27 protein-coding genes are annotated in these 22,111 nt (G+C 48.4%); 12 read left to right on the top strand and 15 right to left on the bottom strand.

Features of this window, described 5'->3' with window-relative positions:
• Positions 1-19 precede the first annotated feature (19 nt).
• Positions 20-574 (bottom strand): YflT domain-containing protein, encoded by a 555-nt coding sequence (locus tag G477_RS0103995; RefSeq protein WP_026696852.1) that lies wholly within the window; start codon positions 572-574, stop codon positions 20-22.
• Positions 575-779: 205 nt separating this feature from the next.
• Between G477_RS0103995 and G477_RS0103990 the strand changes: the two genes are divergently transcribed.
• Positions 780-1,013: a hypothetical protein gene (locus G477_RS0103990; protein WP_026696851.1), complete on the top strand. Its 234-nt coding sequence runs from the start codon at positions 780-782 to the stop codon at positions 1,011-1,013.
• A gap of 403 nt (positions 1,014-1,416) precedes the next feature.
• Here G477_RS0103990 and G477_RS18630 read toward each other — a convergent pair whose 3' ends face one another.
• From G477_RS18630 to G477_RS0103970, 3 genes are all read right to left on the bottom strand, one after another.
• Positions 1,417-1,806: a type II toxin-antitoxin system death-on-curing family toxin gene (locus tag G477_RS18630; RefSeq protein WP_051287654.1), complete on the bottom strand. Its 390-nt coding sequence runs from the start codon at positions 1,804-1,806 to the stop codon at positions 1,417-1,419.
• Complete coding sequence (locus G477_RS0103975) at positions 1,806-2,078, bottom strand: hypothetical protein (protein ID WP_156897279.1); 273 nt, start codon at positions 2,076-2,078, stop codon at positions 1,806-1,808. Before G477_RS0103975 ends, G477_RS18630 begins: the two co-directional genes overlap by 1 nt.
• A gap of 81 nt (positions 2,079-2,159) precedes the next feature.
• On the bottom strand, positions 2,160-3,242 hold the full coding sequence (locus tag G477_RS0103970) for an acetamidase/formamidase family protein (RefSeq protein ID WP_051287652.1): 1,083 nt from the start codon (positions 3,240-3,242) through the stop codon (positions 2,160-2,162).
• A 205-nt stretch (positions 3,243-3,447) separates the two neighbouring features.
• Here G477_RS0103970 and G477_RS0103965 point away from each other — a divergent pair, with 205 nt between their 5' ends.
• From G477_RS0103965 to G477_RS18625, 3 genes are all read left to right on the top strand, one after another.
• Positions 3,448-3,966, top strand: a complete 519-nt coding sequence (locus G477_RS0103965) for a hypothetical protein (RefSeq protein WP_026696847.1) — start codon at positions 3,448-3,450, stop codon at positions 3,964-3,966.
• On the top strand, positions 3,963-4,958 hold the full coding sequence (locus G477_RS0103960) for a Gfo/Idh/MocA family protein (protein WP_051287649.1): 996 nt from the start codon (positions 3,963-3,965) through the stop codon (positions 4,956-4,958). The genes G477_RS0103965 and G477_RS0103960 overlap by 4 nt, the downstream gene beginning before the upstream one ends.
• Before the next feature lie 106 nt (positions 4,959-5,064).
• Positions 5,065-5,280: a hypothetical protein gene (locus G477_RS18625; RefSeq protein WP_035211143.1), complete on the top strand. Its 216-nt coding sequence runs from the start codon at positions 5,065-5,067 to the stop codon at positions 5,278-5,280.
• A gap of 55 nt (positions 5,281-5,335) precedes the next feature.
• On the opposite strand, the gene G477_RS0103950 is transcribed toward G477_RS18625, so the two are convergent.
• Positions 5,336-5,722, bottom strand: a complete 387-nt coding sequence (locus tag G477_RS0103950) for a hypothetical protein (RefSeq protein ID WP_026696845.1) — start codon at positions 5,720-5,722, stop codon at positions 5,336-5,338.
• Between the two features lie 275 nt (positions 5,723-5,997).
• On the opposite strand from G477_RS0103950, the gene katG reads away from it, so the two are divergent.
• Positions 5,998-8,214 (top strand): catalase/peroxidase HPI, encoded by a 2,217-nt coding sequence (katG, locus tag G477_RS0103945; protein ID WP_026696844.1) that lies wholly within the window; start codon positions 5,998-6,000, stop codon positions 8,212-8,214.
• Between the two features lie 476 nt (positions 8,215-8,690).
• Here the strand turns inward: katG and G477_RS0103935 are convergent, their stop codons facing one another.
• From G477_RS0103935 to G477_RS20430, 3 genes are all read right to left on the bottom strand, one after another.
• Complete coding sequence (locus G477_RS0103935) at positions 8,691-9,212, bottom strand: DoxX family protein (RefSeq protein ID WP_026696842.1); 522 nt, start codon at positions 9,210-9,212, stop codon at positions 8,691-8,693.
• A gap of 248 nt (positions 9,213-9,460) precedes the next feature.
• A complete protein-coding gene (locus G477_RS0103930; protein WP_026696841.1) occupies positions 9,461-9,946 on the bottom strand; it encodes a hypothetical protein in 486 nt (161 codons plus the stop codon).
• Positions 9,946-10,350, bottom strand: a complete 405-nt coding sequence (locus G477_RS20430) for a type IV pilus modification PilV family protein (protein WP_051287647.1) — start codon at positions 10,348-10,350, stop codon at positions 9,946-9,948. The genes G477_RS0103930 and G477_RS20430 overlap by 1 nt, the downstream gene beginning before the upstream one ends.
• Before the next feature lie 32 nt (positions 10,351-10,382).
• Between G477_RS20430 and G477_RS0103920 the strand changes: the two genes are divergently transcribed.
• Positions 10,383-11,399, top strand: a complete 1,017-nt coding sequence (locus tag G477_RS0103920; RefSeq protein WP_026696840.1) for a PulJ/GspJ family protein — start codon at positions 10,383-10,385, stop codon at positions 11,397-11,399.
• Positions 11,400-11,616: 217 nt separating this feature from the next.
• On the opposite strand, the gene G477_RS0103915 is transcribed toward G477_RS0103920, so the two are convergent.
• Genes G477_RS0103915 through G477_RS0103905 form a run of 3 tightly spaced genes read right to left on the bottom strand, consistent with a single transcriptional unit; the run spans position 11,617 to position 13,748 of the window.
• Positions 11,617-12,279 (bottom strand): hypothetical protein, encoded by a 663-nt coding sequence (locus tag G477_RS0103915; RefSeq protein ID WP_026696839.1) that lies wholly within the window; start codon positions 12,277-12,279, stop codon positions 11,617-11,619.
• A 13-nt stretch (positions 12,280-12,292) separates the two neighbouring features.
• Entirely contained in the window at positions 12,293-12,955 is a 663-nt protein-coding gene (locus G477_RS0103910; RefSeq protein ID WP_026696838.1) for a hypothetical protein, read from the bottom strand.
• A 34-nt stretch (positions 12,956-12,989) separates the two neighbouring features.
• The gene (locus G477_RS0103905; protein WP_026696837.1) at positions 12,990-13,748 is read right to left on the bottom strand and encodes a class I SAM-dependent methyltransferase; all 759 of its coding nucleotides are present in this window, start codon (positions 13,746-13,748) and stop codon (positions 12,990-12,992) included.
• A 97-nt stretch (positions 13,749-13,845) separates the two neighbouring features.
• Here G477_RS0103905 and G477_RS0103900 point away from each other — a divergent pair, with 97 nt between their 5' ends.
• A complete protein-coding gene (locus tag G477_RS0103900) occupies positions 13,846-14,406 on the top strand; it encodes an FAD-dependent oxidoreductase (RefSeq protein ID WP_026696836.1) in 561 nt (186 codons plus the stop codon).
• A gap of 247 nt (positions 14,407-14,653) precedes the next feature.
• On the opposite strand, the gene G477_RS0103895 is transcribed toward G477_RS0103900, so the two are convergent.
• From G477_RS0103895 to G477_RS0103885, 3 genes are all read right to left on the bottom strand, one after another.
• Entirely contained in the window at positions 14,654-15,616 is a 963-nt protein-coding gene (locus tag G477_RS0103895) for an arsenic resistance protein (protein ID WP_026696835.1), read from the bottom strand.
• Between the two features lie 69 nt (positions 15,617-15,685).
• Complete coding sequence (locus G477_RS0103890) at positions 15,686-15,952, bottom strand: TIGR03643 family protein (protein WP_026696834.1); 267 nt, start codon at positions 15,950-15,952, stop codon at positions 15,686-15,688.
• A 57-nt stretch (positions 15,953-16,009) separates the two neighbouring features.
• A complete protein-coding gene (locus G477_RS0103885; RefSeq protein ID WP_026696833.1) occupies positions 16,010-16,303 on the bottom strand; it encodes a hypothetical protein in 294 nt (97 codons plus the stop codon).
• Positions 16,304-16,560: 257 nt separating this feature from the next.
• Between G477_RS0103885 and G477_RS0103880 the strand changes: the two genes are divergently transcribed.
• Positions 16,561-17,397, top strand: coding sequence for a hypothetical protein (locus tag G477_RS0103880; RefSeq protein WP_026696832.1), 837 nt, complete (start codon positions 16,561-16,563; stop codon positions 17,395-17,397).
• Between the two features lie 254 nt (positions 17,398-17,651).
• On the opposite strand, the gene G477_RS20865 is transcribed toward G477_RS0103880, so the two are convergent.
• Entirely contained in the window at positions 17,652-18,512 is an 861-nt protein-coding gene (locus G477_RS20865; RefSeq protein WP_084406110.1) for a helix-turn-helix domain-containing protein, read from the bottom strand.
• Between the two features lie 70 nt (positions 18,513-18,582).
• Here G477_RS20865 and G477_RS18610 point away from each other — a divergent pair, with 70 nt between their 5' ends.
• The 4 genes from G477_RS18610 (at position 18,583) to G477_RS0103860 (ending at position 21,650) form a co-directional block, all read left to right on the top strand.
• Positions 18,583-19,764, top strand: a complete 1,182-nt coding sequence (locus G477_RS18610) for a DNA cytosine methyltransferase (RefSeq protein ID WP_205622328.1) — start codon at positions 18,583-18,585, stop codon at positions 19,762-19,764.
• A gap of 529 nt (positions 19,765-20,293) precedes the next feature.
• Positions 20,294-20,542, top strand: a complete 249-nt coding sequence (locus G477_RS20860; RefSeq protein WP_342664178.1) for a helix-turn-helix domain-containing protein — start codon at positions 20,294-20,296, stop codon at positions 20,540-20,542.
• Entirely contained in the window at positions 20,499-20,747 is a 249-nt protein-coding gene (locus G477_RS21115; protein WP_035211141.1) for a hypothetical protein, read from the top strand. The genes G477_RS20860 and G477_RS21115 overlap by 44 nt, the downstream gene beginning before the upstream one ends.
• A gap of 102 nt (positions 20,748-20,849) precedes the next feature.
• The gene (locus tag G477_RS0103860) at positions 20,850-21,650 is read left to right on the top strand and encodes a helix-turn-helix domain-containing protein (RefSeq protein ID WP_026696831.1); all 801 of its coding nucleotides are present in this window, start codon (positions 20,850-20,852) and stop codon (positions 21,648-21,650) included.
• The last annotated feature ends 461 nt before the right edge of the window (positions 21,651-22,111 follow it).

Genomic DNA, 22,111 nt, shown 5'->3' with positions numbered 1-22,111 from the left:
GACGTTGAACGAGACAGCCCTAGCGGTCGCGGCGGTCTTTGTCCACATCCCGATCCTGAGGGAATTTGGGTGCATCCTGGGCGTACTGTGCCGGATCCTCGGAACTCATCGGATCCCCGATCTGGCTCGGGCCGCCCGGATCAATGGCCTCTTCCTTCTGTGCCTGGTGTTCATCTCCATCAGCAAGCATCGGAGCGAGGACGACAATGCTGCCATCTTTTACTTCCTTCTCATAGTGAGAAGCCTCCTCTTCTTCCAGTCCAGCCTTCGTAAAGTCAAAAGGTTCGTTAAGATCATTCGCTTCCGTATCCCCTTTGAATTCGGTCTGACCGACGAAGGCACGTTTGACTTTATCGAAGAAGGACAGATTCTCTTCACTCGTACCGGCTTCCTCCGGCTGATCCTTCAGCAGCTCCGTCTTCGCCGCCGTCTGATCACGGAGCCACTTCGTCTGTTCCGTTTCCCCTGCAACGACGACGATTTCTTCTGGACGGTGTCCTTCCAGCTGCAGTGCATCCACCCGCTCTTTCACTTCTTCTTCTGAAGAAAATACGCCGATCACTCGTTTTTTCATCCTCGATTCCTCCTTGTATAAGATTCCTTATTGCAGCTTTTCCCATAGCGTGCCTAGGTTAAACCGACATACCTCTCCCCTTCCTGTGAGAAGCGGCCGGCAGACAGGCTGCTCTCCGTTCCCCTGCCCTGGAAAAAAACCCCGATTACGGACGAAAACAGCCGGGTAAAGGAAAAACAACAAGACAGGAAAGGAGGGTTCCCGAATGAAACGGTTCTTTTTCGACAGCAGTGAGGTCCGCCGCCGCCTCAGCCATGGCGATTTCCTGAAATACCAGCAGACACTCCAGGAAAACCAGGAAATTTTGATGGAACGGCTCGAGCAGGAAAAGGAATTTGATGTCGAACTCCCGCTCCACGCCGATGATTCCGTCCTTTTCCACTTCCGACGGCTGCACGATTCCTCCGTGAAAGTGTCGATGCCTTCCAAGGCAGGATAACAAAGCAGCAGGGCTGTACGAGCCTCTCAGGCTGGCCCTTCAATGAAATGGAGCACGTGAGAAGCATCCCGCGTCAAAAAGCGGAACGACAACCAGAATAGAAAGAAGCCCTCAGCCGTTTTTTGTTTTTGGGTGAGGGCTTTTGTATCAAAAGGGTTGATCGCTCCAATGACCATCTCCTGCCACGAGCAGGCATCCGCTGACTGCCGGACGATCAGCGACGAAAACGATCACACCGGCCCTTGCGCTCGGAATAGTACGGTATGCGACCGTCTCCTTGTATAAAAACTTATACTCCCTCTTTCCTATATTCCAAAAAACAAGCTTCCGACGATCGATTGGGATCATCGGAAGCTTGTTTCCTTTTTCGGACGTTTTGTGTCCCGCCATGGGAACGTGGCGTTTAGTTTTTTTCCATGCGCTCTTCAATCCAGGAGGCGACGCTCCCGATCGACTCTCCATTCTCCCAGACGTGCCTGGTGAACTGCTCTGCTTCATTTTCACCGGCCGTCAGGCGCCAGCCGTTCAGGTGCATCATCAGCACAAGTGCTGCAAAGGCCGTACGGCGGTTGCCGTACTCAAATGGACGTTTCTTCAACAGGGTACTGAACAGCGCGGCGCACTTGAGCGGAAAGGTCGGGAACGCCTCTTCATCAAACAAACTTTGAATCGGACGCTCTGCAGCCGCAAGCAGCTCCAGCTCGTCTCGGACACCAAACGGATGATCCGGCGAATAGATCCGGTTCAGCATCGTATTCAACGCCTTCAGTTCATGCAGAAGCAGGTAGCGCATCAGCCATCCCTCCGATCGGCAAGGGTGCGGAAGGTCTGGTCGTATTTATCCAGCACGACACGCACCCCTTCTGCAAAATCCTCATCCAGGCCTTTCAGCTCGGACGTATCGAGCTTTCGTTCCGGACGGACGACAACCTGATTATCGACGATTTGAAAAGAAACCGCGTCCCCCTGCTCGACAGTGAGAAATTCCGCAATCTCTTCCGGTACTTCCAGCAGGAGCCGTCCATCTCCTTTTGTTACCTTTCTTGAATAGGCTTCCATCGTCAAACCCCTTTCGTCCTGTAGTGCCTCTATTTTGTCACGTTTCTGTGGAGAAGTCGACGGAAACGAAACTCCCCTGAAGCCGCGCTATGATTTTTCCGGAAGGAAAGCGTCCTTCGGCATCGCCATATGAACGCCTTTGTTTTCGTTGACGAGCTGCGTGATCTGCAGATCTCCGCCCGCGGCGAGGAAGGAGTACGCCTCGCGCTTCGTTTTCTCATAATATTTTTCGAGGAACTCAATCGCACCCATCGACGCCTGTCTTGCTGCTTCCTCCAGATCCGGATTGAACGCATGCACCATCCATTCCTGTTCCGTTTCCAGAATCGGCATCGGAAAGGAGAAATTCTTCCGCACCGCCACCCGCAGCAGGGCGTTCACCGAGGCCTCCACACCGGTTCCGTTTAGTTCGCTGTCTCCCTGGGCGAGATGGGCATCGCCGAGCGAGAGGAGCGCCCCCTGGTTGAATACAGGATAATACATCGTCGTGTCTGCACCGATGCGCCAGTTATCTACGTTCCCGCCGAAATTTCCCGGTGGAATTGTACTGAACCGTCCTTTCTGCTCCGGCGCTGTCCCCATGGTTCCTAAGTGGATGCGGGCCGGAACCTGGATATGATTCATCGTCTCTTCACGGTCTACTTCTTCCGGCTGCAGCACTCGGCCGTTCACGTTATAGGAGCCCGGATACTGATAGCCGAATTCCGGGGTGAGCCACTGGCCTTTGTCATCGAGCTTATAGATGGTGACCCGTTCTTTCTCATGCATTTCCACCTCGTTGAAAAGGTAGCCCCAGGGAGCGGATAAATTGGATCCATACGGCAGTCGTGGTTCCAGATCCAGAATCTGCACTTCCAGCATGTCTCCAGGTTCCGCCTCCTCTACATAAATCGGTCCAGTCAACAGGTGCGGCCCCGGCTTCCGCGCTTCTTCGGGAATGGCATCGTAAATACGGCGTATACCCTCATCCATCATTTTGTCCGGGGCATCCCCTGCGTGATGTGTGACGGTTTCGACATACACAAAATCGCCGGACTTCACTCGAAGGTTCGGTTCCAGCTCATTGTCCCAGAAGCCCCAGTGGACCGTTTCCGGAACAGCCGGGAGGCGGTGCAGGACAGCATTGTCCATCAAAGCAGACAAAGGGGTTTTAAATGGTGAATAGCGCATGGTACTCCTCCTTCATGGAACGTTTTTTTCACTAGTTCCGCTATTGCCGGCATGAGCCTTCTTCAAACCGTGGAAGATGCTCCAGGGATTTTTGGCCTGTCAGCAGCAAAGCGTCTCCCTGCGCTGCGAGACGTGTTTCGCTTCTTTTCTAGGATTCCACAAATCGTGATATGATAGAGCCAGCATAGGAAAAGGAGGCAGAGCCATGGCTGGATGGGCTGTACGGATGTTTGCCAAATGGAAAATCCCCCAGTTCCCCATAGAAAAAGCAGATACGCTGCTTCAGGCTGTCCGGGAACGGCCGGCCTTTGTTGAAATGAAGCAGATTCCCGGAACGGCCGGTTCCCCTTTCAGCCGTTATATCTTTTATGATCAGGAGCGTGACATGGCGCTGCTGTTCCGCTATCCGCTTTCCAGCGTGGCTCACGTCTACCTGTTGATCCGCGGCCGTCACGGGCGGTTTGATCCATTTGATACGATCAAAGTCGTCACCATCGAGCTCGATCCTTTATACCAGGGGGACAACCGTGTCACCTTTCACCAGCGCGGCTGGTGGAACAAGTACGTCAACGACTTATTCCGGTATCTTCTTCATACCGCCGCAGACGAACATGTGCCGGAGGATCTTCAGACTTTTGCCACCCTGGAGCAGCAGGCTCCTTCCGAAGAAAATGATCTGCTGCCCATGTTCCGGGGCGGCCCACTCAAGGAGGAATCCCCATGATCAAAACGGCACTACTCGGCGCCTGGCACGTGCATACCGATGGCTTTGTCCAGGCGTTCACAGAAGCGGGCGGCACCATTACAGCTGTCTGGGATGAACATGAAACCCGCGGCAGAGAAGCCGCGGCGCGGTACCACGCGTCGTTTGAACCCGACCTCCCCCGCATTCTGGCACAGCCGGACATCGAGGCCGTCTTAGTGGAATCGTCTACGACATCGCATGAAGAAGTCATTACCGCCGCCGCCCAGGCAGGGAAAGCCATCTTCACAGACAAAGCCCTCACGCCCGACCTCGCTTCTTCCCGTCGGACAGCAGACGCTGTTCGTGCAGCGGGCATTCCGTTTATGATTTCTCTGGAGGCAAAAAGTTCGGCTCTCTATCAGTGGGTATTCGATCGTATCCACCGCGGAGAACTGGGGCAGGTCACGTCCGCGTTTTTCCGGCGCTCGCACCAGGCTGCTGTCGAGCCGATGCTGCCGTCCTACTGGTTCGATACGTCCCAGACCGGCGGGGGGATCACACTCGACCTCGGCTGCCACGGGTTGTACTTGCTGCCGTGGCTGATCGGCGAGAGACCGGACCGTGTCCAGGCGTCGATGCGGGCGCCGTTTGATACCGGTGCCGATGAAATATCCAGTACGACCATGACATTCCCCGGGGGTGCGATTGCATCGGCCCATACCTCCTCTGCTGCCAGTCAGCTCGACAACACGCTGGAAATTGTAGGCACGCACGCTTCCGTACAGATTCTCGGTTCCAGAACGGAAGATGCATGGATTCGTTTCGCGACACCGTCAGGAATAGAGCGAATCGATCCTTCGTCATGGACAGACGCTCCACTTCCGAGTGCAGTGTTTGCTGACGTCCTGGAACGCAGAAAGCCTGTGCCGGAAGCCTATTCCCTTCAGGAAGCGCTGTACTTATCAGAGATGATTGAGGCTGCCTACACCTCTGCAGAAGAAAACCGTACCGTCTACACTGGACGTGATTGACCTGAGATGTGGACATGATATAATGAAGGCAAACAAAGAAAGCGCTGTCATGTTTCGTTGATTTCCGTCGTTTCACTGCCTTATTCCAATTGGGAGGTGTTCGCCCATGGCGCCTGTGGAGAGAACCAAAGGTACAAGGAAACTGATGTATCAGCGCCGGACAAAGCGGATGGAGGAAACAGGACGCTGCCCGGACTGCCGGGGCAGAGGCCGTACGCGGGCGGTCATTCATGAGTTCTACTATGAGCCTGCGAAAGACTGCTCAGCCTGCGGCGGTGACGGTTCCTACCGTTCCTGGCAGCAGCGGAAAAAGAAAGCTTAGCACACGAAAAAGCTCACCCTGTGTTCCAGGCAGTGAGCTTTTTTGCGCCGGCAGCTTAGAACAAAAGAAACAATGCTGCTCCGATCATACATACGGCACAGTACAAACATTGGGCTGTCGTGACGAACGCACGGTCTGGTTCATCACCGACGCTCCGCTCAAACCGGGCTTTGACAACAAAGCCGGCCAGGAACAGCATGCCTGCGGCTGCCCAGAGCCCCGTGGAGACGTACGGCATCACCATCATGTCGAAGAGGAGCGCTCCTACGATCAGCAGCAGGAGCGAAGCACGAATACCATTGTCCACCTTATGGTGACGGTCATTGACCCACCCCCGTGGACGTTTTTCCAATCCGAGCCGGTGACGCATCCAGCCACTGAGCAGCCCATACCCGCCGAGGAGAAGCATGATAATGAGGATGACGAGCAGGAGTTCCTGCATGGTCTCCCTCCTTCCATCGTTTTTTGCAGGAAAATCGCGCCTGGCTATGTTAAAATGGATGATGTGAACAAAATAGCTACCCCGCATCATTGTATCAGCATTGCCCTCAGCACCCTTGGCTGAAACATGAAAAAATCAATTTTTCATGCATTTCACTTTCAATTTGAACCGTTATTTATTATGATTATTAAGTGAGAATTATTACTGTCTGTTCTCTCTCCGTTTTCGAGAGAAGAATCGACAGCAGTACTTATCCATTAAAGGAGGAGTAACACATGCATTCAGGAGACAATCACAATCCAGAAGACTGCCCGGTCATGCAGGGAAGTTTGACAGCCAACATGAGCACGGGTACAAGAAACGAAGACTGGTGGCCGAACCAGATCAACCTTGACATTCTTCATCAGCACGATAAAAAATCGAATCCTCTCGGAGAAGATTTCGATTATCAGCAGGAATTCCAAAAGCTTGACTATCATGAAATGAAGCAGGATTTGATGGACCTGATGACAGACAGCAAAGACTGGTGGCCGGCGGACTACGGTCATTACGGACCGCTGTTTATCCGGATGTCCTGGCACGCAGCCGGAACTTACCGTACAGGCGACGGCCGTGGCGGAGGCGGTGCTGGTGCCCAGCGTTTCGCGCCGATCAACAGCTGGCCGGATAACGGAAACCTGGATAAAGCACGACGTCTTCTATGGCCGATCAAGCAGAAGTACGGAAACAAGATTTCCTGGGCTGACCTGCTTGTGCTTGCCGGTAACGTGGCGATCGAATCCATGGGCGGTAAAACCGCAGGCTTTGGTGCCGGTCGTGAAGACATCTGGCATCCAGAACAGGACGTTTACTGGGGAGCAGAGAAAGAATGGCTCGGCGATGAGCGTTACTATGGCGACCGCGAACTGGAAAATCCACTCGCAGCCGTTCAGATGGGCCTCATCTACGTGAACCCGGAAGGACCGAACGGCAACCCGGATCCACTGAAGAGTGCAACCGACATTCGTGAAACGTTCGCCCGCATGGGAATGAACGATTACGAAACAGCAGCACTGACGGCCGGTGGCCACACGTTCGGTAAATCCCACGGTGCCGGTGATGCAGCAGAAGTCGGCAATGAGCCGGAAGCAGCACCGATCGAATCCATGGGTCTCGGCTGGGAAAGCACACACGGTTCCGGGATGGGAAGCGATGCCATCACCAGCGGAATTGAAGGTGCATGGACACCAACACCAACAACATGGGATATGAGCTACTTCGATGTTCTCTTCGGCTATGAGTGGGAGCTCACAAAGAGCCCGGCAGGTGCCTATCAGTGGGAGCCGAAAGATTTGAAAGACGAAGACCACGCTCCTGACGCGGAAGATGCTTCCAAGAAGCGTAAAATCATGATGACGACAGCAGATATGGCGATGCGCATGGACCCGGACTACGAGAAGATCAATCGTCACTTCCATGCGAATCCGGATGAATTTGCTGAAGCATTCGCAAACGCATGGTACAAGCTGCTTCACCGTGATATGGGGCCAAAAGACCGCTATCTCGGACCGGAAGTACCGGAAGAAGACTTCATCTGGCAGGATCCAGTACCGAAGCCGGACTACACGCTGACAGATTCGGAGATTGCGGATCTGAAGAAGAAGATCCTCGCAACGGATCTGACCATCAGCGAACTTGTCAAGACAGCTTGGGCTTCCGCTTCTACCTTCCGCGGATCTGATAAGCGTGGCGGAGCAAACGGTGCCCGCATCCGTCTCGAGCCGCAGAAGAACTGGGATGCTAACGAGCCGGAGCACCTGCAGAAGGTCCTCAACGTTTACGAGAACCTGAAAAAGGACCTCGACAAAGACATCTCGATTGCTGACCTGATTGTTCTCGGTGGTACAGCAGCTGTTGAAAAAGCAGCACACGATGCCGGCGTCTTCGTTACCGTGCCATTCGCACCGGGACGTGGCGATGCAACACAGGAAATGACCGATGAAGAAAGCTTTGAAGTACTCGAACCAGAAGCGGATGGTTTCCGCAATTACCTGAAGAAAGAGTACACGGTCAGTCCGGAAGAACTGCTTGTAGACCAGGCACAACTACTGCAGCTGTCCGCACCAGAAATGACAGCACTCATGGGCGGTATGCGTGTTCTCGGAGCCAACCACGGCGGATCCGAGAAAGGCGTCTTCACCGACCGTGTCGGCGTTCTTTCTACAGACTTCTTCCGCAATCTGATTGACATGAACATCAAGTGGGAAGCAGTCGACAACCTTTCCTACGAAGGCCGTGACCGCAAGACGGGTGAACTCGTCCGCACCGCCTCCCGTGTCGACCTTGTCTTCGGTTCCAACTCGATCCTCCGAGCACTCGCAGAAGTGTATGCACAGGACGACAACCGTGAGAAGTTCGTTCACGATTTCGTGGACGCATGGGTGAAGATCATGAACGCGGATCGTTTCGACCTGCACCAGGAAGTAAAAACAGCACAGACGGCTAACGCGTAACACTTTGTCGTGATGAAAACGTCCGTCCCTTCGTGGGGCGGACGTTTTTTGTCGTTGGAAGTTGGTTGAGTCTGCGGGAAGAAGAGGACGAGCGAGGTGCGTTTGTTGATGTGTACAGGATTCGGGTGCGGCTCGGACGTTCGCAGTGCCGGAGCGGACGTTCAGCCGCTGCCCGCGGTCATTCGGAGCACGGGAGTCGACGCTCAGACAATCAGAGCGGTCATTCCGGTGCTGGACGGTCACTCAGGAAATCCCTGCAGACGCTCCGCGCCGCGGAACGGTCACTCAGAGAGGGCGAGCGGTCACTTCTTCCGAGCTGCCTTCCCTTGAACATTTTTTCAACCTTCAATAACCCAAGCCCTTTCGGTCTGCGGCTGCTGCAGGCAGCTGCAGAAACGAGCGTATAAATGATTGTAATAGGAAAAGGACCTGGATGGCCGAAGCCATTCAGGTCCTTTTCTTCTCCTACGTTTTGATCAAGCAGCCCGCTGCTCCCGTCTCTTCGGTATCCGCTTCTGGATGAAGTCACGTCCGAGCACGTTCGTGCGCAGGTACGGGATGACCCAGCGGTCTCCGCCGAAGCGTCCGGCATTGGCACCGGCTGCGACGATGAAGATCGTTAAAAGCACCATCCACGGGTTGCTAGAGATCGTGCCGGCGAACAGGAAGGCAAAGTTCATGACGAGGCCAAAGAACGCAGCGGCGGTTGTGAAGACGCCGAGGATGAGGCCGAGTCCGACGAGCACCTCGCCCCAGGCGACCATGAAGCTGAACGGCTCCGCCATCGGAACGGCGATGTTTTCAATAAACGCGTGGTACGTCGGATACTGAGCAGCGACTTCTTCATTGCCGACAACGCCCTGCAGGTAGCCATCCGCACTAAATCCACCAGCGACCTTTTCCCAGCCGGCCGTCAGCCAGAGCCACCCGACGTAGAGACGTAAAAACGTGAGAATACCAGCAGCCCAACGGTTGTTTCGCAGAAAATCCATAAACATGATCAGTTCCTCCTTTAAGGAATGTAAGTAAGTTTAGGAAAAGCTGCTCTGTCGTTCGTGCCGGCAATCTTTCTTGTGAATTACTGAGCAACCTTTCTATAGTTTTACTATAACATACATTGTGAAGTAGTAAACATGAATGACTGCGACCATTTTGTGAAAAAAATCACAATGGGGTCTAGTTTCAAAAACAAAGTTGAGCCCACGCCGGCACTGCCGGCGTGGGCTCGGAACAGTACTTCTATAAACTACTCCACCGTAATAGTGATGCTTCGACTTTTCTCAACGGTACGCTCCGCTTCACCATTCACAGCAGTGATCTCGAAAGCGATGACAAGCTCGTTTTCTCCCTCTGCTTCCGTTTCATTAGAAGTATCACTTACAGAAACGCTGCGACCCTCGTCCAAGACAATGTCCTCGGAAAGAAATTCATCCAGGTTCGAGGCAAAGTCGTCTTTGTATTCGTCGATAATGTCTTGTACGGACTGATCTCCATCTACTTCAAATCCGGCGGTTGTCACCCTTCTCGCCTCGTCAATAGCCGCATCGGCATAGACCGTGCCCATCTCTTCCAGATGATCGAGCTGAATCTGCTCCTCGGTCTGTTGATTCTGCGACACGACGTTAATCGCATTTGCTATAATGGGAGGAGCAGCAACACCAACCAGCACGATGATCAGCAGCACAAGCAGCAGCGCGTAGCCGCGTTGGTTTTTCGCAGATCGGATGCACATCAGGAACCACTCTCCTCTTCCACAAACGTGTAGGTATCATAGAGCGGGGCCCCGGTCGTATCGTCTTCATAAATGAGGATATGAAGCCGCTGCAAGCCGAGCTGTGCTTCCCTGGAATCAGATTCCTCCGGGGTTTCTTCCAAACGGACCTCCGCTGTGAAATCATGTCCCTCTCCCGTTGTAACTTCTCGGGTGCTATCATTTTCCTGCGGCGCCTCGTTTCGGACGTCACTCAGGACAATTTCTGCAGCATGAACCGCTGTCAGCTCCGTTTCAGCTCTCGAAGAAAAGAGCGCAGCCTGAGAAAAAACGCTCATAAATGTTATCATAATAATACCGAGAATCGTGATTGCTGCCAGCGTCTCCAGCAGGCTGACGCCGGCTTCGTTTGTATCTATTTTCAAAAAATCACCCACTTTAAGGAAGTGACCAGCGTATGATCCGTCAACATCTCCGCCGCCAGCGCGGCATCACGTTAATCGAATTGCTCGCTGGAATCATCGTTTCCGGTATTTTCACAGCAATTGCTTTTCAAATGGTCATGGCGGTCTTTTCGCATCAGGAATCGACCAGCTCCCACATCAACCTGCGCCAGGAAGCTAATATCATTATCACCCAGGTGCGGCAGTATCATCAAGAAGAAGCAGCTTTTTCTTTTGATGAAGTCGTCTCCTCGAGGATGGACATCGAGTTCACAGAGGCCTCCGATATTAACGAGACTTCGCCTCCACTGGATCGTTCCGAAAGTTATCGTGTTGCTTTTACTTTAACAGACAACAACACCCAGCGCGACTTCAGCTTTGAATCCTCGCTGCAGGGTGCCGCCTCCGGGGATACTGATTCTGTTGCAATTGAGCGGCCGGAGGAAGAGGACGAAGATGAGGAACCTGATGAGAATGACGATCTCCGCGAATGGATGAGATCCGAGAACGTCTTTATCTTCAGTAATACTATTGATCAGAGCGGCCAAGTTGATTCTTTTATTAATAATCAGGGTACAATCATTCGGGATGGAACACGGTATGAAGAAACCTCTTCTTCCTCTGGGAATACCTTTGAGGTGCGTGTGCAGGGATCTGGGGATGATCAGTATTTTGCACCTGTGGAAGACAGCCCTTTCGACGTCCCTGAATTACGGGACGAAGAATGGTATGAGGAACGAGGTTATAGTGATGATGACACACTTGAGGATGGCATGAGACTGATTGATGATGATATCCGAATTGCCGGCAGCGGAAATGCGGAAGATGTCATTATCGTTGCAGAAGAGGATGATGTCACCTTAGTCGGCGGTGGCGAAATCTCCGGCTTTCTATTCGCGCCAAACGGAACTGTAACAATCCGGGGAAATACCGACTTCACCGGTATTATCGCCGCTGAAGATGTCGACTTCCGCGGCGGAACGTCAATCACATTCGGAACGTACACGGATGACACAGAATTTCCATTTTAATTCTTCACGCCTGCTGCCGCCTTCCTTTATCGGGAGGCGGTTTTTTCATGAGAAAAAGGGCTTTGACCACATATATTGCTCCGGATTGTCACAATCCTCTTGAATTGTCCACACTTGAGCGCGAGTTGGTCGAAATTCCAGCCAATTGTCCGCACCTGCTCTCAAGCTCCTCTCTCATCAAGCAAAAACAGCCGCCCCGTCCTGCAGGCGGCTGTTTCTATTCTGCTTCGACGCTGTAAGCCTCTTCGATCTGCTGCTCCGGCTCTTGAAGATGCTGTACGGCAAGGGAAGATGCCATTAGGAGAAGCACTAGGGCCCCGCCTGCACATCCGGCCGCAGGTCCGTAGTAGCGGGCGTTCTGCCGTTCGCGGCGGCACTGTTCGAGAAAGTCCTTTCTCGGTTCTTTCAAAACGTTGGTCCAGCCGCGTACTTTCTCTTTGAGATGCAGATGCTTCGTTTCGTGCCGGTCGTACCATTTTGCTTCTGTAACCAGGTCGATATGATAACCGGGAAAATATGGAAACCGGTATCTGATGCCTTCATGCACCTTCAATCCTTCTGTTTCAAACGTAAGCCCGTTCTCCTGAAAAAGCTGCTCCAGCTTCTCTCTCGCTTCTTTCAGCGGCTCTTCTCGAATCGTAAAGCGGCGGCTGCTTACCGGTCCTATTTCGTAAAGAAACACCAGCGGACCCAGCACCATAGCGATGGCATATACCCACGACTCCAACGGAAACGCAGCCAACGAAGAAAACAGGAGTGCCAGCGAGAACAGCCGATCCACCACGCCACCACGCTGGATCACTCCATTTCTATTCAAGATTCTAAAGCCTTCCATCAGCAGGCCGACTGCAAGAACCACTATCGGAATCAGAAACAGCATCGTCATCCCCCTCCTACCATTCTTCGGTTTCCACCGTCCGGTTCGGGTACTCGTATGGAGAATCATAGAGAACAACGAGCCACGCTCCGGCCATCAGCACACACCCCAGCGCGCCGACCGCATAGTACATCCGTGGTCCACGATACGTCCGATCCCGGCGCTCTTCCCGACACTGCTCCAGAAATTCCTCCGTCGGCTCCTCGAGCACGTTCGTCCAGCCTCTTGATTTGACTCTCATCAACATGTGGGGAGTATCGTGCTTCTTGTACCAGTTTTCTTTCGGTTCCAAGTCCACGTAGAACCCTGCATGATCGGTAAGATGATACCGGACCGCCTTTTGATCGCGGATCGATTCCCGTTCAAAAGGCTCGCCCCGCTCTTCCAAAATGGTCTCCATCCGTTCCATCGCCTGATCGAGCGGCTCTTCCCGAATCTTCCACGTGTTGCTGCTGAGCGGTCCTTTCCGCTGAAAAAACACCACGACAACAAGCAGTGCAAGAAACAAATACACCCACACGTTTGGTATAATCGCCGGCAGACTGAATATAGCAACGAAAAGCACGGTTAACCGCTCCACCGATGCATCCTTCTTTGTCACTCCATCTCTTGCAGCCAGACGAATAGCTTCTCTCACCAGAATAATGGCGCCGATGGCTAACATCACGATGACATTCATTCTCTCTCCCCCTCTCCTTTAACACGACGATCCATCATCTTTTTTTCAAAAGCATCGTCACGCCGGTCCACTCGTGCTCGAGCGCCTCTCCTTCGGCGCGCTGGCTCGCGACATATTCCTCGAACAAGGGCCGTTTCTCGGGCTCCTGCTGCGATAATTCCTCTGCCCGTCTGCTTATACGCGTCAGCTGCTCCTGCAGTTCCCTCTGCAGAGACGCCTCATCGACCAGTTTTTCGGCCACAAGCGACAAGCCGTGTTCCTGCATGAGCCGCTCCCACTCTCGTTTCGGCAGCCCTTCCGATGCTCCTGGTTCACTATACACGTCATCGATGATCAGCCATCCCCCGGGCTTCATTACGTTGGAGAGCTTTTTCAGCATCGCGGCTCGATCTCCCAGGACATCCCCGGCAGCACCAAAAAGGACGAGATCATGCGGCACCTCCCGGCGGACCTCTTCCTCCGCATCGCCATGAACAAACGTGCAGAGGTGACTTACGCCGGCGTCCTCTGCCGCCTGACGAGCTTCTTCGATGAATGCCTCCATCAAATCGATCCCTTTGACGGAAAAATGGAATGCCGACGCCAACTCCACAGCCGGGGCACCTTTCCCGCAGGCGAGATCGAGTACCTCCGCGTCCGTGCCGAGATCGGTATATGTACGGATCAGTTCAGCCATATCGGCGGGTGAGGAGCCAAGGTACCAGAGATCCTGGAGCAGGTACGGCAGATAAGGGATGATCTCCGGTGTCGTTCCTGTTAGTGAAGCGGCGAGCTTCTCTTCTCGTTCCGGCATGGTCGCCCCTCCTTCTTTTTTCCAATGGTAACGAAGTTTGGATAAGAGTGCAAACGGGTAAATTCTAAAGTTGAATACTAAATCAGGAGGGATAAGCATGTACGACATTATTATTGCAGGAGCCGGACCTGCCGGAGCCAGTGCGGCCCTCTTCACAGCAAAGGCCGGCAAGAAGACGCTGGTACTCGACAGTGACCAGAGCATGACGCGGAAAGCATGGGTCAAGAACCACTATGGAGCGAAGGAAATTTCCGGACCGGACCTCGTGGAGACCGGACTCGAGCAGATGAAAAAGTTCGATGCTGTCCATCAGAGCGGGAAAGTAACCAAAGTCGAAGACGCCGGGGACCATGTCCAGGTCATCACCGAAGACGGCGAATATCAGGCATCGTACGTCCTGCTGGCAACCGGCACGATTGCTGATGCAGCAGAAGCCTCCGGCATTCAAACAAAAGAAGGCAGCGAGCCGCGCATCAAAAAAGTCGTCGACATACAGGAAGACGGCCGTACCAGCATGAACCGTGTCTGGGCAGCCGGAACCTGTGCAGACAAGAGTGTGCATACGATTGTGACGGCCGGACACGGCGCAGAAGTGGCAATCAACATTCTCAGCGACATGAACGGCGAGCGCTACGTCGACCACGATGTACTGAAATAGACGAAGCCAGAGGAGAACGGGCCCATCAGTGGGCCCGTTTTTGTGTTTTCGCGTATTCCGCTGCAACAAGACCCTACGATAATCTCGACACGTCCGAGCAACAGCCGCCTATGTCTATCATATGAACAATGCCAACAACGACGGCAGGTAGTGCTGATTCCTCCAAACGATTCGAAGCCTGTCGATCAACGTAAAACAGCGGCAGAAGCTCCTCTGCTTCTACCGCTGTTTTTAACGCCTCAGCTGGTTACTGCTCGTGTCCGTTTTTCCCTTTTCGCATGTGTAACAACAACTGTGACAGAACCGCTAAGATCGGCAGCTCCAGCAGCGGTCCGATGATCAGGACGAGAGCGATAAGCGGCTGCTCTGGAAAAACTGTCAGGACGACCGTGAGAGCTACAGGGGAATTCCTGGCTATGGTCGTCATGTGCAGGCTGACCGTATCGTCCCAGTTGAAACGGAGAAGCTTTCCGGTCAGATGAGCAAGCATCACATTCAGCACGAAAAAGAACAAAAGAGGAAGAACCAGAAGGAGGATGACGGAGAGGTTGTTTACTAGATACGACCCTTGAGAGGCAAACATGGCCGCGATCGCCGCACATAAAAAGAGGATTTTAGCAGAGTGGAAAAAAGGAATCATCCTCTGCTCCAGCAGTTCCTTCCGCGTTTTCAGAAGACGGCGGGTCAACACGGCGAAGAAAAGTGGAATCACAAGAAACAGGATCACTTCCACTACTGCGCCTGCTTCCACCGCCCCTGTTGTGCCAGCAAAGAGAAAGATATACAAAGGCAGGAACGTGATCTGCAGCAGCAGATTCCAAGGGAGCATGGACGCAGCCAGCGTCACATTGCCTTTGGCTGTGGAAGTAAAAACCAAATACCAATCTGTGCAGGGAGTAACCAGGAGCAGAATGAAGCCAAGCCAGAGCGCTGGATGATCAACTAAAAAGACAGCTCCGAGTCCCCAGGCGAGGAAAGGCGTCCATAGGAAATTGATAATCAGACTGGTGCCTGTAAAGCGAATATTCTTCCAGGCCTCAGTAAATCCCTTCAGTGGAACGCTTAAAAAGAGGCCGTACAGCATTAGCACTAAAAACGGCATGATCAAAGCCCCGGCATATCCCTCGATCATCGGCAGCTGGCCTAGAAGAAGTCCGATTCCGACCGCAGCAAGAATCATCCACGTTTGATGCTGTTCCATCCTCTTCATACGCATCTTCCTTTGCTTTTACGAATGAAAAAAGGTGATGGACAGCGCCATCACCAACAAAAATGAAATTTAATAGGAAATCGGCTTCTGATCCGGCGCACGAAACCGCTTCGCTTCTTTTTTCTTCATCGCTGCATGTTTCGTGCTGCGGTGATTGACCCGCTTCCGCCACATGCGGAACGACGATTCCTTCATTTCTTTTCGCATCAGCTTGATGACGTCTTTTTCTTTCAGGCCGAACTGGATCTCGATCGCCTCAAACGGTGTCCGGTCTTCCCAGGCCATTTCCACAACCCGGTCGATCTCCTCCGCTGTCAGGTTCTTGGCTGCTTTCATCGAAGGTCCCTCCATTCGTCTGGTTGAGACCAGCCTAACAAAGAAACGTACTGCAAGCTACGAAACTGCCTGCTCCTGCCGGCGTTCCTCCCGGTCGTGTTTCTTCGCTTTCTGCAGGTCGTACAAAAGCAGTAGAAACGCCGACGCAATAAAGACGACCATGATGATATTACCGGTAACAAAAAAGATGAGCAGATACAATCCATTGACGACGGCGAACGTATAATTCGCAGTCTTGTACCCATCATACCTCCGCCGGAAAAACAACTTCGCAATCCGCGTAAACACGAACGCATTGAGAAACGCAATCGCCAGCAGAATGCCTACATCCACCATTGTTGCCGTATCCATGCTTAATCTCTCCTTTCCATTTGACGAACATGGCTTGCTATCGTAGGAAAAACCTTCTTTGTTTAATCGTTGAACTTATTCTATGATAACAGATGTTCTTTCTTTATGCTTCCCTGTATGTCGTTATAGATTCCTTTTTTGCAAGAAACGTGGTATATAAGAAGGAGAAGGAAAGCGAATAGCCTTCCTCTTTCGTCCAGATAAGAAGGCCTGACTTCCACTCGCTGCGTCCGTCCCGATTCCAAAAGGAGGTTGTTATGAGCAATGCTCTGATCTACGCGGTTGGTATAGGCTGGCTCCTGCTTCTCACGGTCCTTACAAGCGTTGGAATGATACCCGGTGGGATGCTGATCCTGCTGGCAGCAGCCGGTATCGCACTACTCGTATTCATCCTGGTACGGCATCTGCGGACACAGAAAGAAAACCTGATTGCTGCGCTGGATCGAGAGCTGCACCTGATTCTGGAGAAGCATGCAACGTTCTCCCCTTCCCGCACGTTCGTTTCTCCTGATCGAGAGACGATGATCGCCCTAGATAAGCAGCAGCAGCTCCTCCTTCTCACAACAATTAAGAGAAAGAACACGAAAGTCCTTTCCCCTACAGCGAATCATTATGACTACGAAACGCATATCCTTCCTTTTCACAGCCTCCTGCAGTCAGCCATGCTCCAAAATGGTGTTCCGATCGACCAGAAAATAAGAAACGTTCAGATCACCAACGTTCTTCCCGGCGGAATGCCGACGGATAATCCTCCCATTGGTGAGAGTACGACCCTGTCTCTAAGTCCGCAGGATCATGCAGCCGCCCTGCAGCTGCATGTCATGACCGATCAACCTTCCCTTCCCTCCTGCAGCATCACCTATCATCAAGAACCTCTCGGCGAGCATCCTTCAGAAACACCTGCCTACCAAGAACTGCAGCAATGGCACGATCTGCTATCCAATATGATCGACGAGGCCGACATGAAAGAGAGAACCATCCAAACCGAATGGATGAAAAACAAAGGCCGGACTTCCTCCACCTACAACGTCACCGACGAATTCAGAAAAATGCGGGACCTGTTGAAAGAGTATATTCGTTTGAGCGAGGCTTGAAGCGCAGGACATCATTGGATGAAATCATCTTAACCAAAAGAAAGCTGAACACTCAGTGATCCATGAATAGGTCATTAATTGAACTGGTCTTATCTATAAAGCACCGTCACGGCTTCCACGTGTGTTGAGTATTTTTCACAGAAATATTTATTATAGGCGACTTTATCTACTTACATTTTTTAATAATTATTTAAGTTAAAAATAAGAACATAAAACTAATAAAGCCTCCCTCAACAGAGGTGGCTTTATAAATTTTAATTAAACCCTACGTATGGTTTTTTTTCTGAATGACTGTAAGGAACTATAGAAGGATCAAAGTATACTAAACTCATTTTATTATGAACCTTATTTCTTATAGTGGCAGTTTTTCCTGAATCTCCATCGGTATTACTTTCAGAAAAATCTTCCTCTTCAAGATAATCACACTTCACTTCCCAAATTGATACAGTATCCCCTCTGTTTTTCTTATCAAAATTGCCACTTTCATCAGTAAGCACGTATCTAAAAGTTAGATAATAACCAAATTTCCCTTTAGATAAATGTCCTTTGGGCATATTTCTTTCTAATGCTATCTTTATTTCTACTCCGTTTCCCTCACCATTTTCTCTTATTAAATCAGGGTATGCATGAGGTCTATTTCTAATATATGTGTTATTAGAGCTTTTAGCTAATCCTGCACCAAGTATGTTTCCAACAATCGAAGAAAGATTTGCCAATTCAACTAATTCTGATAGCCTTTTACCCCCATTTTTCAACAATTGTTCATCTATTACATCTAGAGTACTATACAAATGTTGGATAGCACTTAGAATAGTTTCTGAAGTCAAATCAATGGATTGAAGTTTGTTAACATTTATAATACAATCTTCTTTGACTCCACGTTTCTTTATGCTATAAGTATCTTGTTTCTCCTGTAGGAGTAATAGCTCGACTAGTGGTTTATTCATTGCTTCCGCTATTTTAGAAGCTGTTTCAACAGTGGGTTCTCTCTCTCCTCTCTCAATTAAACCAATTGTTGTTCTGTGCAGTCCTGTTTTTCTAGCAATGTCTTCTAATGAAAGATCTAACTCTTTTCTTAACGTAGCTATAATATAAGATAAACTTGTTTTTTCCATATCTTTAAGTTATCACACTTGACATACCACATAAACGAGACTATAGTCTACAGTACATAGGGGTGAATTTATGCTAAATAAAAAAATTAATATTATGGATCTATTTTGTGGAACAGGAGGATTATCTTATGGTTTCACAAAATATAGTAAACAATTTGAAACAGTTTGTGCCATTGATATATTAGAATCTTCTTTAAAAACTGCTCAATTAAACCACCCAGAGGCTATAGTAATAAATCAAGATATTAGAACTCTAAAGCCTTCTGATGTTGAAAGCCTTTTGAAAGAGAATAATAAAAGCGTGGATGTTATAGTCGGTGGGCCGCCTTGTCAAGGTTTTTCATCAATCAGACCATTTAGAAATGATAACGATGATGACCCTAGAAATAATTTATTTGAACAGTATGCACTCTTTGTGAATTACTTTAAACCATATGCATTCGTATTAGAAAATGTAGTTGGACTTGCGACTCACAAAAATTCAGAAACAATTAAAACCATAGAAAAATGTTTTGAAGAAATAGGTTATGACGTTAATTGGAAAATTGTAAATGCAGCCAATTTTGGCGTACCACAAAAAAGAGAACGAGTTATTATGATTGGAGTAAAAAAAGGATTGCCTATACTTTTCCCAGAACCCACTCATTACTTTGAGGGGAAAACTATTGGCTATAATGATAAAAGTAAAGTCATTTCAGCAGTAAACAATTTATTTAGTTTTGATGCTTATGAACCTGCCATTACAGTTGCTGAAGCAATAAGCGATCTGCCACCAATTGAAAGTGGTCAAACTGCATCATCTTATACAATGCCCCCACAAAATAATTATCAACAAGAAAGAAGAGGGGACAACGATACACTTGAACTACATTCGTCTACAAATCATTCTCCTAAAATGCTAGAGATCATTAAGCATTCAGGTTCAAGTATAAGTTGCATACCTAAGCACTTGATTTCTAGTGGTTTTAGTACTTCTTATTCAAGACTCGAAGCTAATAAGCCTGCTAATACATTAACAGTTAACTTTGTTCACCCTGCTTCTAACAAATGTATTCATCCCTTCCAAAACAGAGCATTAACTCCTAGAGAAGGGGCAAGAATCCAAGGCTTTGACGATAACTTTAAATTTTATGGAAGTAGAACTCAAATAGTAAAACAAATTGGAAATGCAGTCCCTCCGTTACTTGGAAAAGCAATTGCTAAGGGAGTTTATGAAATCTTTAAAGAAACTTCATTAACAACATCTAAATAATATATAGAAGTTTAATAGTTAAATAAGTGAAGAGAAAATAAAACAGGCTATTCTTTAGTCTGTTTTTATTTATTCCCCCACCCAGTGCCTATTAAAGGCTTCTACAGATACTTTTTCTGGATAACCCCCTTTTTACCTACGAGATAATTAATCAAATACTTTTGTACGTCTTATACCTCGGTATTTTTCTTCTTTCAGTTGAGATTTCTTAGAGCAGATGCACTTATAAAAGTTTAACCTAACTTATTAAAAATAAATCTCGCAAAAATCGGTTATCTAAAGAGAGTAACTAAACAAATTATTTTTATATACCTCAATATCTCTTCCTATACCTACCTTCGTCACCTCCACCTGTCTAATACTTTTTTTAATTTGACGTACAATTAAATCAATGATCGTCTAAAGCTTGCATTAAATTGCTATTAATACTGATTATTCATGAAAAAAACTACTTTTATTACATTTTATTGTTATTTTTATGCCCTTAATTTCTTATATTATTGGTGATTGATAAGGTAAGGGGGTGTAAATAATAGAACTTTATGAAATTGGAAAGTTATATTCAATTGAAGAAGTAGCTAAAATGTTTAATGTGGAAACACAAACTATCAGAAAGTGGATCAAGCGTGGTAAATTAAAAGCTTTAAAATTAGCAGATACCACTTTGAGAGTGCCTCAACTTGAACTTGAAATTTTAGTTCAATGTGCATCACATCATTTAAGGGAGGTAACACATGCAAACTTTAACGGTCGAGAAAACTACTCATGTTCTAAATAAATTAAACATTGCATTCACGGATGGCGCAGTGAAATCCTGGGTATTAAGAGATCAATTAACGGCTAGACCTAAACCTTATAGTAATATAAGAGATTCTAAGTTTAACTTTACAATAGACGTAGAATCTCTCATCAATTTACTGCGTTATAAAGGTTTTCACGATAATGAAATCACAAACGCACTCCCTATCGGAATTGAAATATAAAGTCAAAATCCCCCCCACCAAAATTATGGTGGGATTTTTTTTGCAATTATTGAGACACATCAAACGATAGCTATATTGAAAATAATATTTGGAGGGTGAAATATGACTATCAGTGCCGTGAATATGGAAACAGGTCAAATACTAAGAGAAGATGTGTCGAGTTGGAGATCAAATAAACAAGATGAAGCATGGAGAGCAATAAGAAAAAAAAGATTCAATCAGCCTGATTTCACATGCTCAAATATGAAGGAGATCAAAGAAGTGATTGGATCTTTAGATGAAAGATATTGTGGTTATTTGCTATTATTGCAATGTTACAGTGACTATAAAAAAAGAGGTGGTTTATTAGTAATTAGTCGTAAGCAACTCAAGCCAATGAAAAGAATAGATATGCAAAATGCGCTAGGGATTTCAAAAAGAGCATTCGGAGACTTTTTAAAAGCCTTAATTAAAAAACGTATTATTATACAAACTCCTAATGGTTTCAAGGTAAACGATAGTTACCATTGGAAAGGGGGATCAAAGGCTGATTATTTTGTAAAAGTTTATACTAAAAATTTAAAAGCCTTGTACAAGGAAATACATGCTAAAGATCTAGGATTTATCTATAAGTTATTGCCTTATATTCATTACGAGAATAACCTCCTCTGTAATGACGCTAATGAGAAAGAAATAAATTTAATACAACCCCTAAGTAAAGGTGACCTTGCTACCGTAACAGGATGCTCAACTAAAACAGTATACAATAAATTAAAACGCCTTAAATTTAGAGGTATGTATATATTCAAAGAGGTTAATAAAGGAAACCAGAAGACCTATATGGCTAATCCTTTTATCTTTTATAGAAAAAATGGAGAAGCAAATGAATCGTTGTATTCTAGTTTCAATATTTGTAATAAGTAAACCTGACTTTAACTTGGTTAGTAGTTGAATTATTTATTGTCTTCCTAACCTCATGAATCAAAAAAGCTATCTTCTGAAAAAAAATAGAAGGTAGCTTTTTCAGTTTCTTCAAGTACCGAAAAGAAATGTTTTTTGAAAATCTATCGGTAATTTAGAGCACTTTTAATAGGAACTATCGGTAATTTTACGCCACCCATAAAACACGTTTATACTTAGAGCCATAAGGCTTTAACTTCATAATATATTTTATTACTTCTATATCTAGAGATAAAAATAATTGTTTTATTCAATAGGTATATATTGGTGAGTAACCTCTCCGCTTCGCTTTAAGGTTACTCACCTAAATTTACGAGGTTCGCAATGCTCACCTCACCCGTAAAATTGTTTTTAAAGTTTAATAAAATGGTCAGGAGCGAAGCGAATGACCGTGCACCTTATCCGTAGCGAAGTGAAGGATAAGT

The organism is Alkalicoccus chagannorensis DSM 18086 (assembly GCF_000429725.1).
Classification (GTDB): Bacteria; Bacillota; Bacilli; order Bacillales; family Salisediminibacteriaceae; genus Alkalicoccus; species Alkalicoccus chagannorensis.
This window is presented reverse-complemented; position numbering and strand designations above follow the sequence as displayed.

Coding starts and splice junctions, on each gene's coding strand:
- G477_RS18610 (WP_205622328.1), top strand. CDS start 18,583: ATGCTAAATAAAAAAATTAATATTATGGATCTATTTTGTGGAACAGGA.
- G477_RS18630 (WP_051287654.1), bottom strand. CDS start 1,806: ATGCGCTACCTGCTTCTGCATGAACTGAAGGCGTTGAATACGATGCTG.
- G477_RS0103930 (WP_026696841.1), bottom strand. CDS start 9,946: ATGTGCATCCGATCTGCGAAAAACCAACGCGGCTACGCGCTGCTGCTT.
- G477_RS0103910 (WP_026696838.1), bottom strand. CDS start 12,955: ATGAATGTCATCGTGATGTTAGCCATCGGCGCCATTATTCTGGTGAGA.
- G477_RS0103885 (WP_026696833.1), bottom strand. CDS start 16,303: ATGGATACGGCAACAATGGTGGATGTAGGCATTCTGCTGGCGATTGCG.
- G477_RS0103880 (WP_026696832.1), top strand. CDS start 16,561: ATGAGCAATGCTCTGATCTACGCGGTTGGTATAGGCTGGCTCCTGCTT.
- G477_RS0103970 (WP_051287652.1), bottom strand. CDS start 3,242: ATGCGCTATTCACCATTTAAAACCCCTTTGTCTGCTTTGATGGACAAT.
- G477_RS0103960 (WP_051287649.1), top strand. CDS start 3,963: ATGATCAAAACGGCACTACTCGGCGCCTGGCACGTGCATACCGATGGC.
- G477_RS0103905 (WP_026696837.1), bottom strand. CDS start 13,748: ATGCCGGAACGAGAAGAGAAGCTCGCCGCTTCACTAACAGGAACGACA.
- G477_RS18625 (WP_035211143.1), top strand. CDS start 5,065: ATGGCGCCTGTGGAGAGAACCAAAGGTACAAGGAAACTGATGTATCAG.
- G477_RS0103900 (WP_026696836.1), top strand. CDS start 13,846: ATGTACGACATTATTATTGCAGGAGCCGGACCTGCCGGAGCCAGTGCG.
- G477_RS0103990 (WP_026696851.1), top strand. CDS start 780: ATGAAACGGTTCTTTTTCGACAGCAGTGAGGTCCGCCGCCGCCTCAGC.
- G477_RS0103920 (WP_026696840.1), top strand. CDS start 10,383: ATGATCCGTCAACATCTCCGCCGCCAGCGCGGCATCACGTTAATCGAA.
- G477_RS0103965 (WP_026696847.1), top strand. CDS start 3,448: ATGGCTGGATGGGCTGTACGGATGTTTGCCAAATGGAAAATCCCCCAG.
- G477_RS0103890 (WP_026696834.1), bottom strand. CDS start 15,952: ATGAAAGCAGCCAAGAACCTGACAGCGGAGGAGATCGACCGGGTTGTG.
- G477_RS21115 (WP_035211141.1), top strand. CDS start 20,499: ATGCAAACTTTAACGGTCGAGAAAACTACTCATGTTCTAAATAAATTA.
- G477_RS0103915 (WP_026696839.1), bottom strand. CDS start 12,279: ATGCTGTTTCTGATTCCGATAGTGGTTCTTGCAGTCGGCCTGCTGATG.
- G477_RS0103995 (WP_026696852.1), bottom strand. CDS start 574: ATGAAAAAACGAGTGATCGGCGTATTTTCTTCAGAAGAAGAAGTGAAA.
- G477_RS20865 (WP_084406110.1), bottom strand. CDS start 18,512: ATGGAAAAAACAAGTTTATCTTATATTATAGCTACGTTAAGAAAAGAG.
- G477_RS0103860 (WP_026696831.1), top strand. CDS start 20,850: ATGACTATCAGTGCCGTGAATATGGAAACAGGTCAAATACTAAGAGAA.
- G477_RS0103895 (WP_026696835.1), bottom strand. CDS start 15,616: ATGAAGAGGATGGAACAGCATCAAACGTGGATGATTCTTGCTGCGGTC.
- katG (WP_026696844.1), top strand. CDS start 5,998: ATGCATTCAGGAGACAATCACAATCCAGAAGACTGCCCGGTCATGCAG.
- G477_RS0103935 (WP_026696842.1), bottom strand. CDS start 9,212: ATGTTTATGGATTTTCTGCGAAACAACCGTTGGGCTGCTGGTATTCTC.
- G477_RS0103950 (WP_026696845.1), bottom strand. CDS start 5,722: ATGCAGGAACTCCTGCTCGTCATCCTCATTATCATGCTTCTCCTCGGC.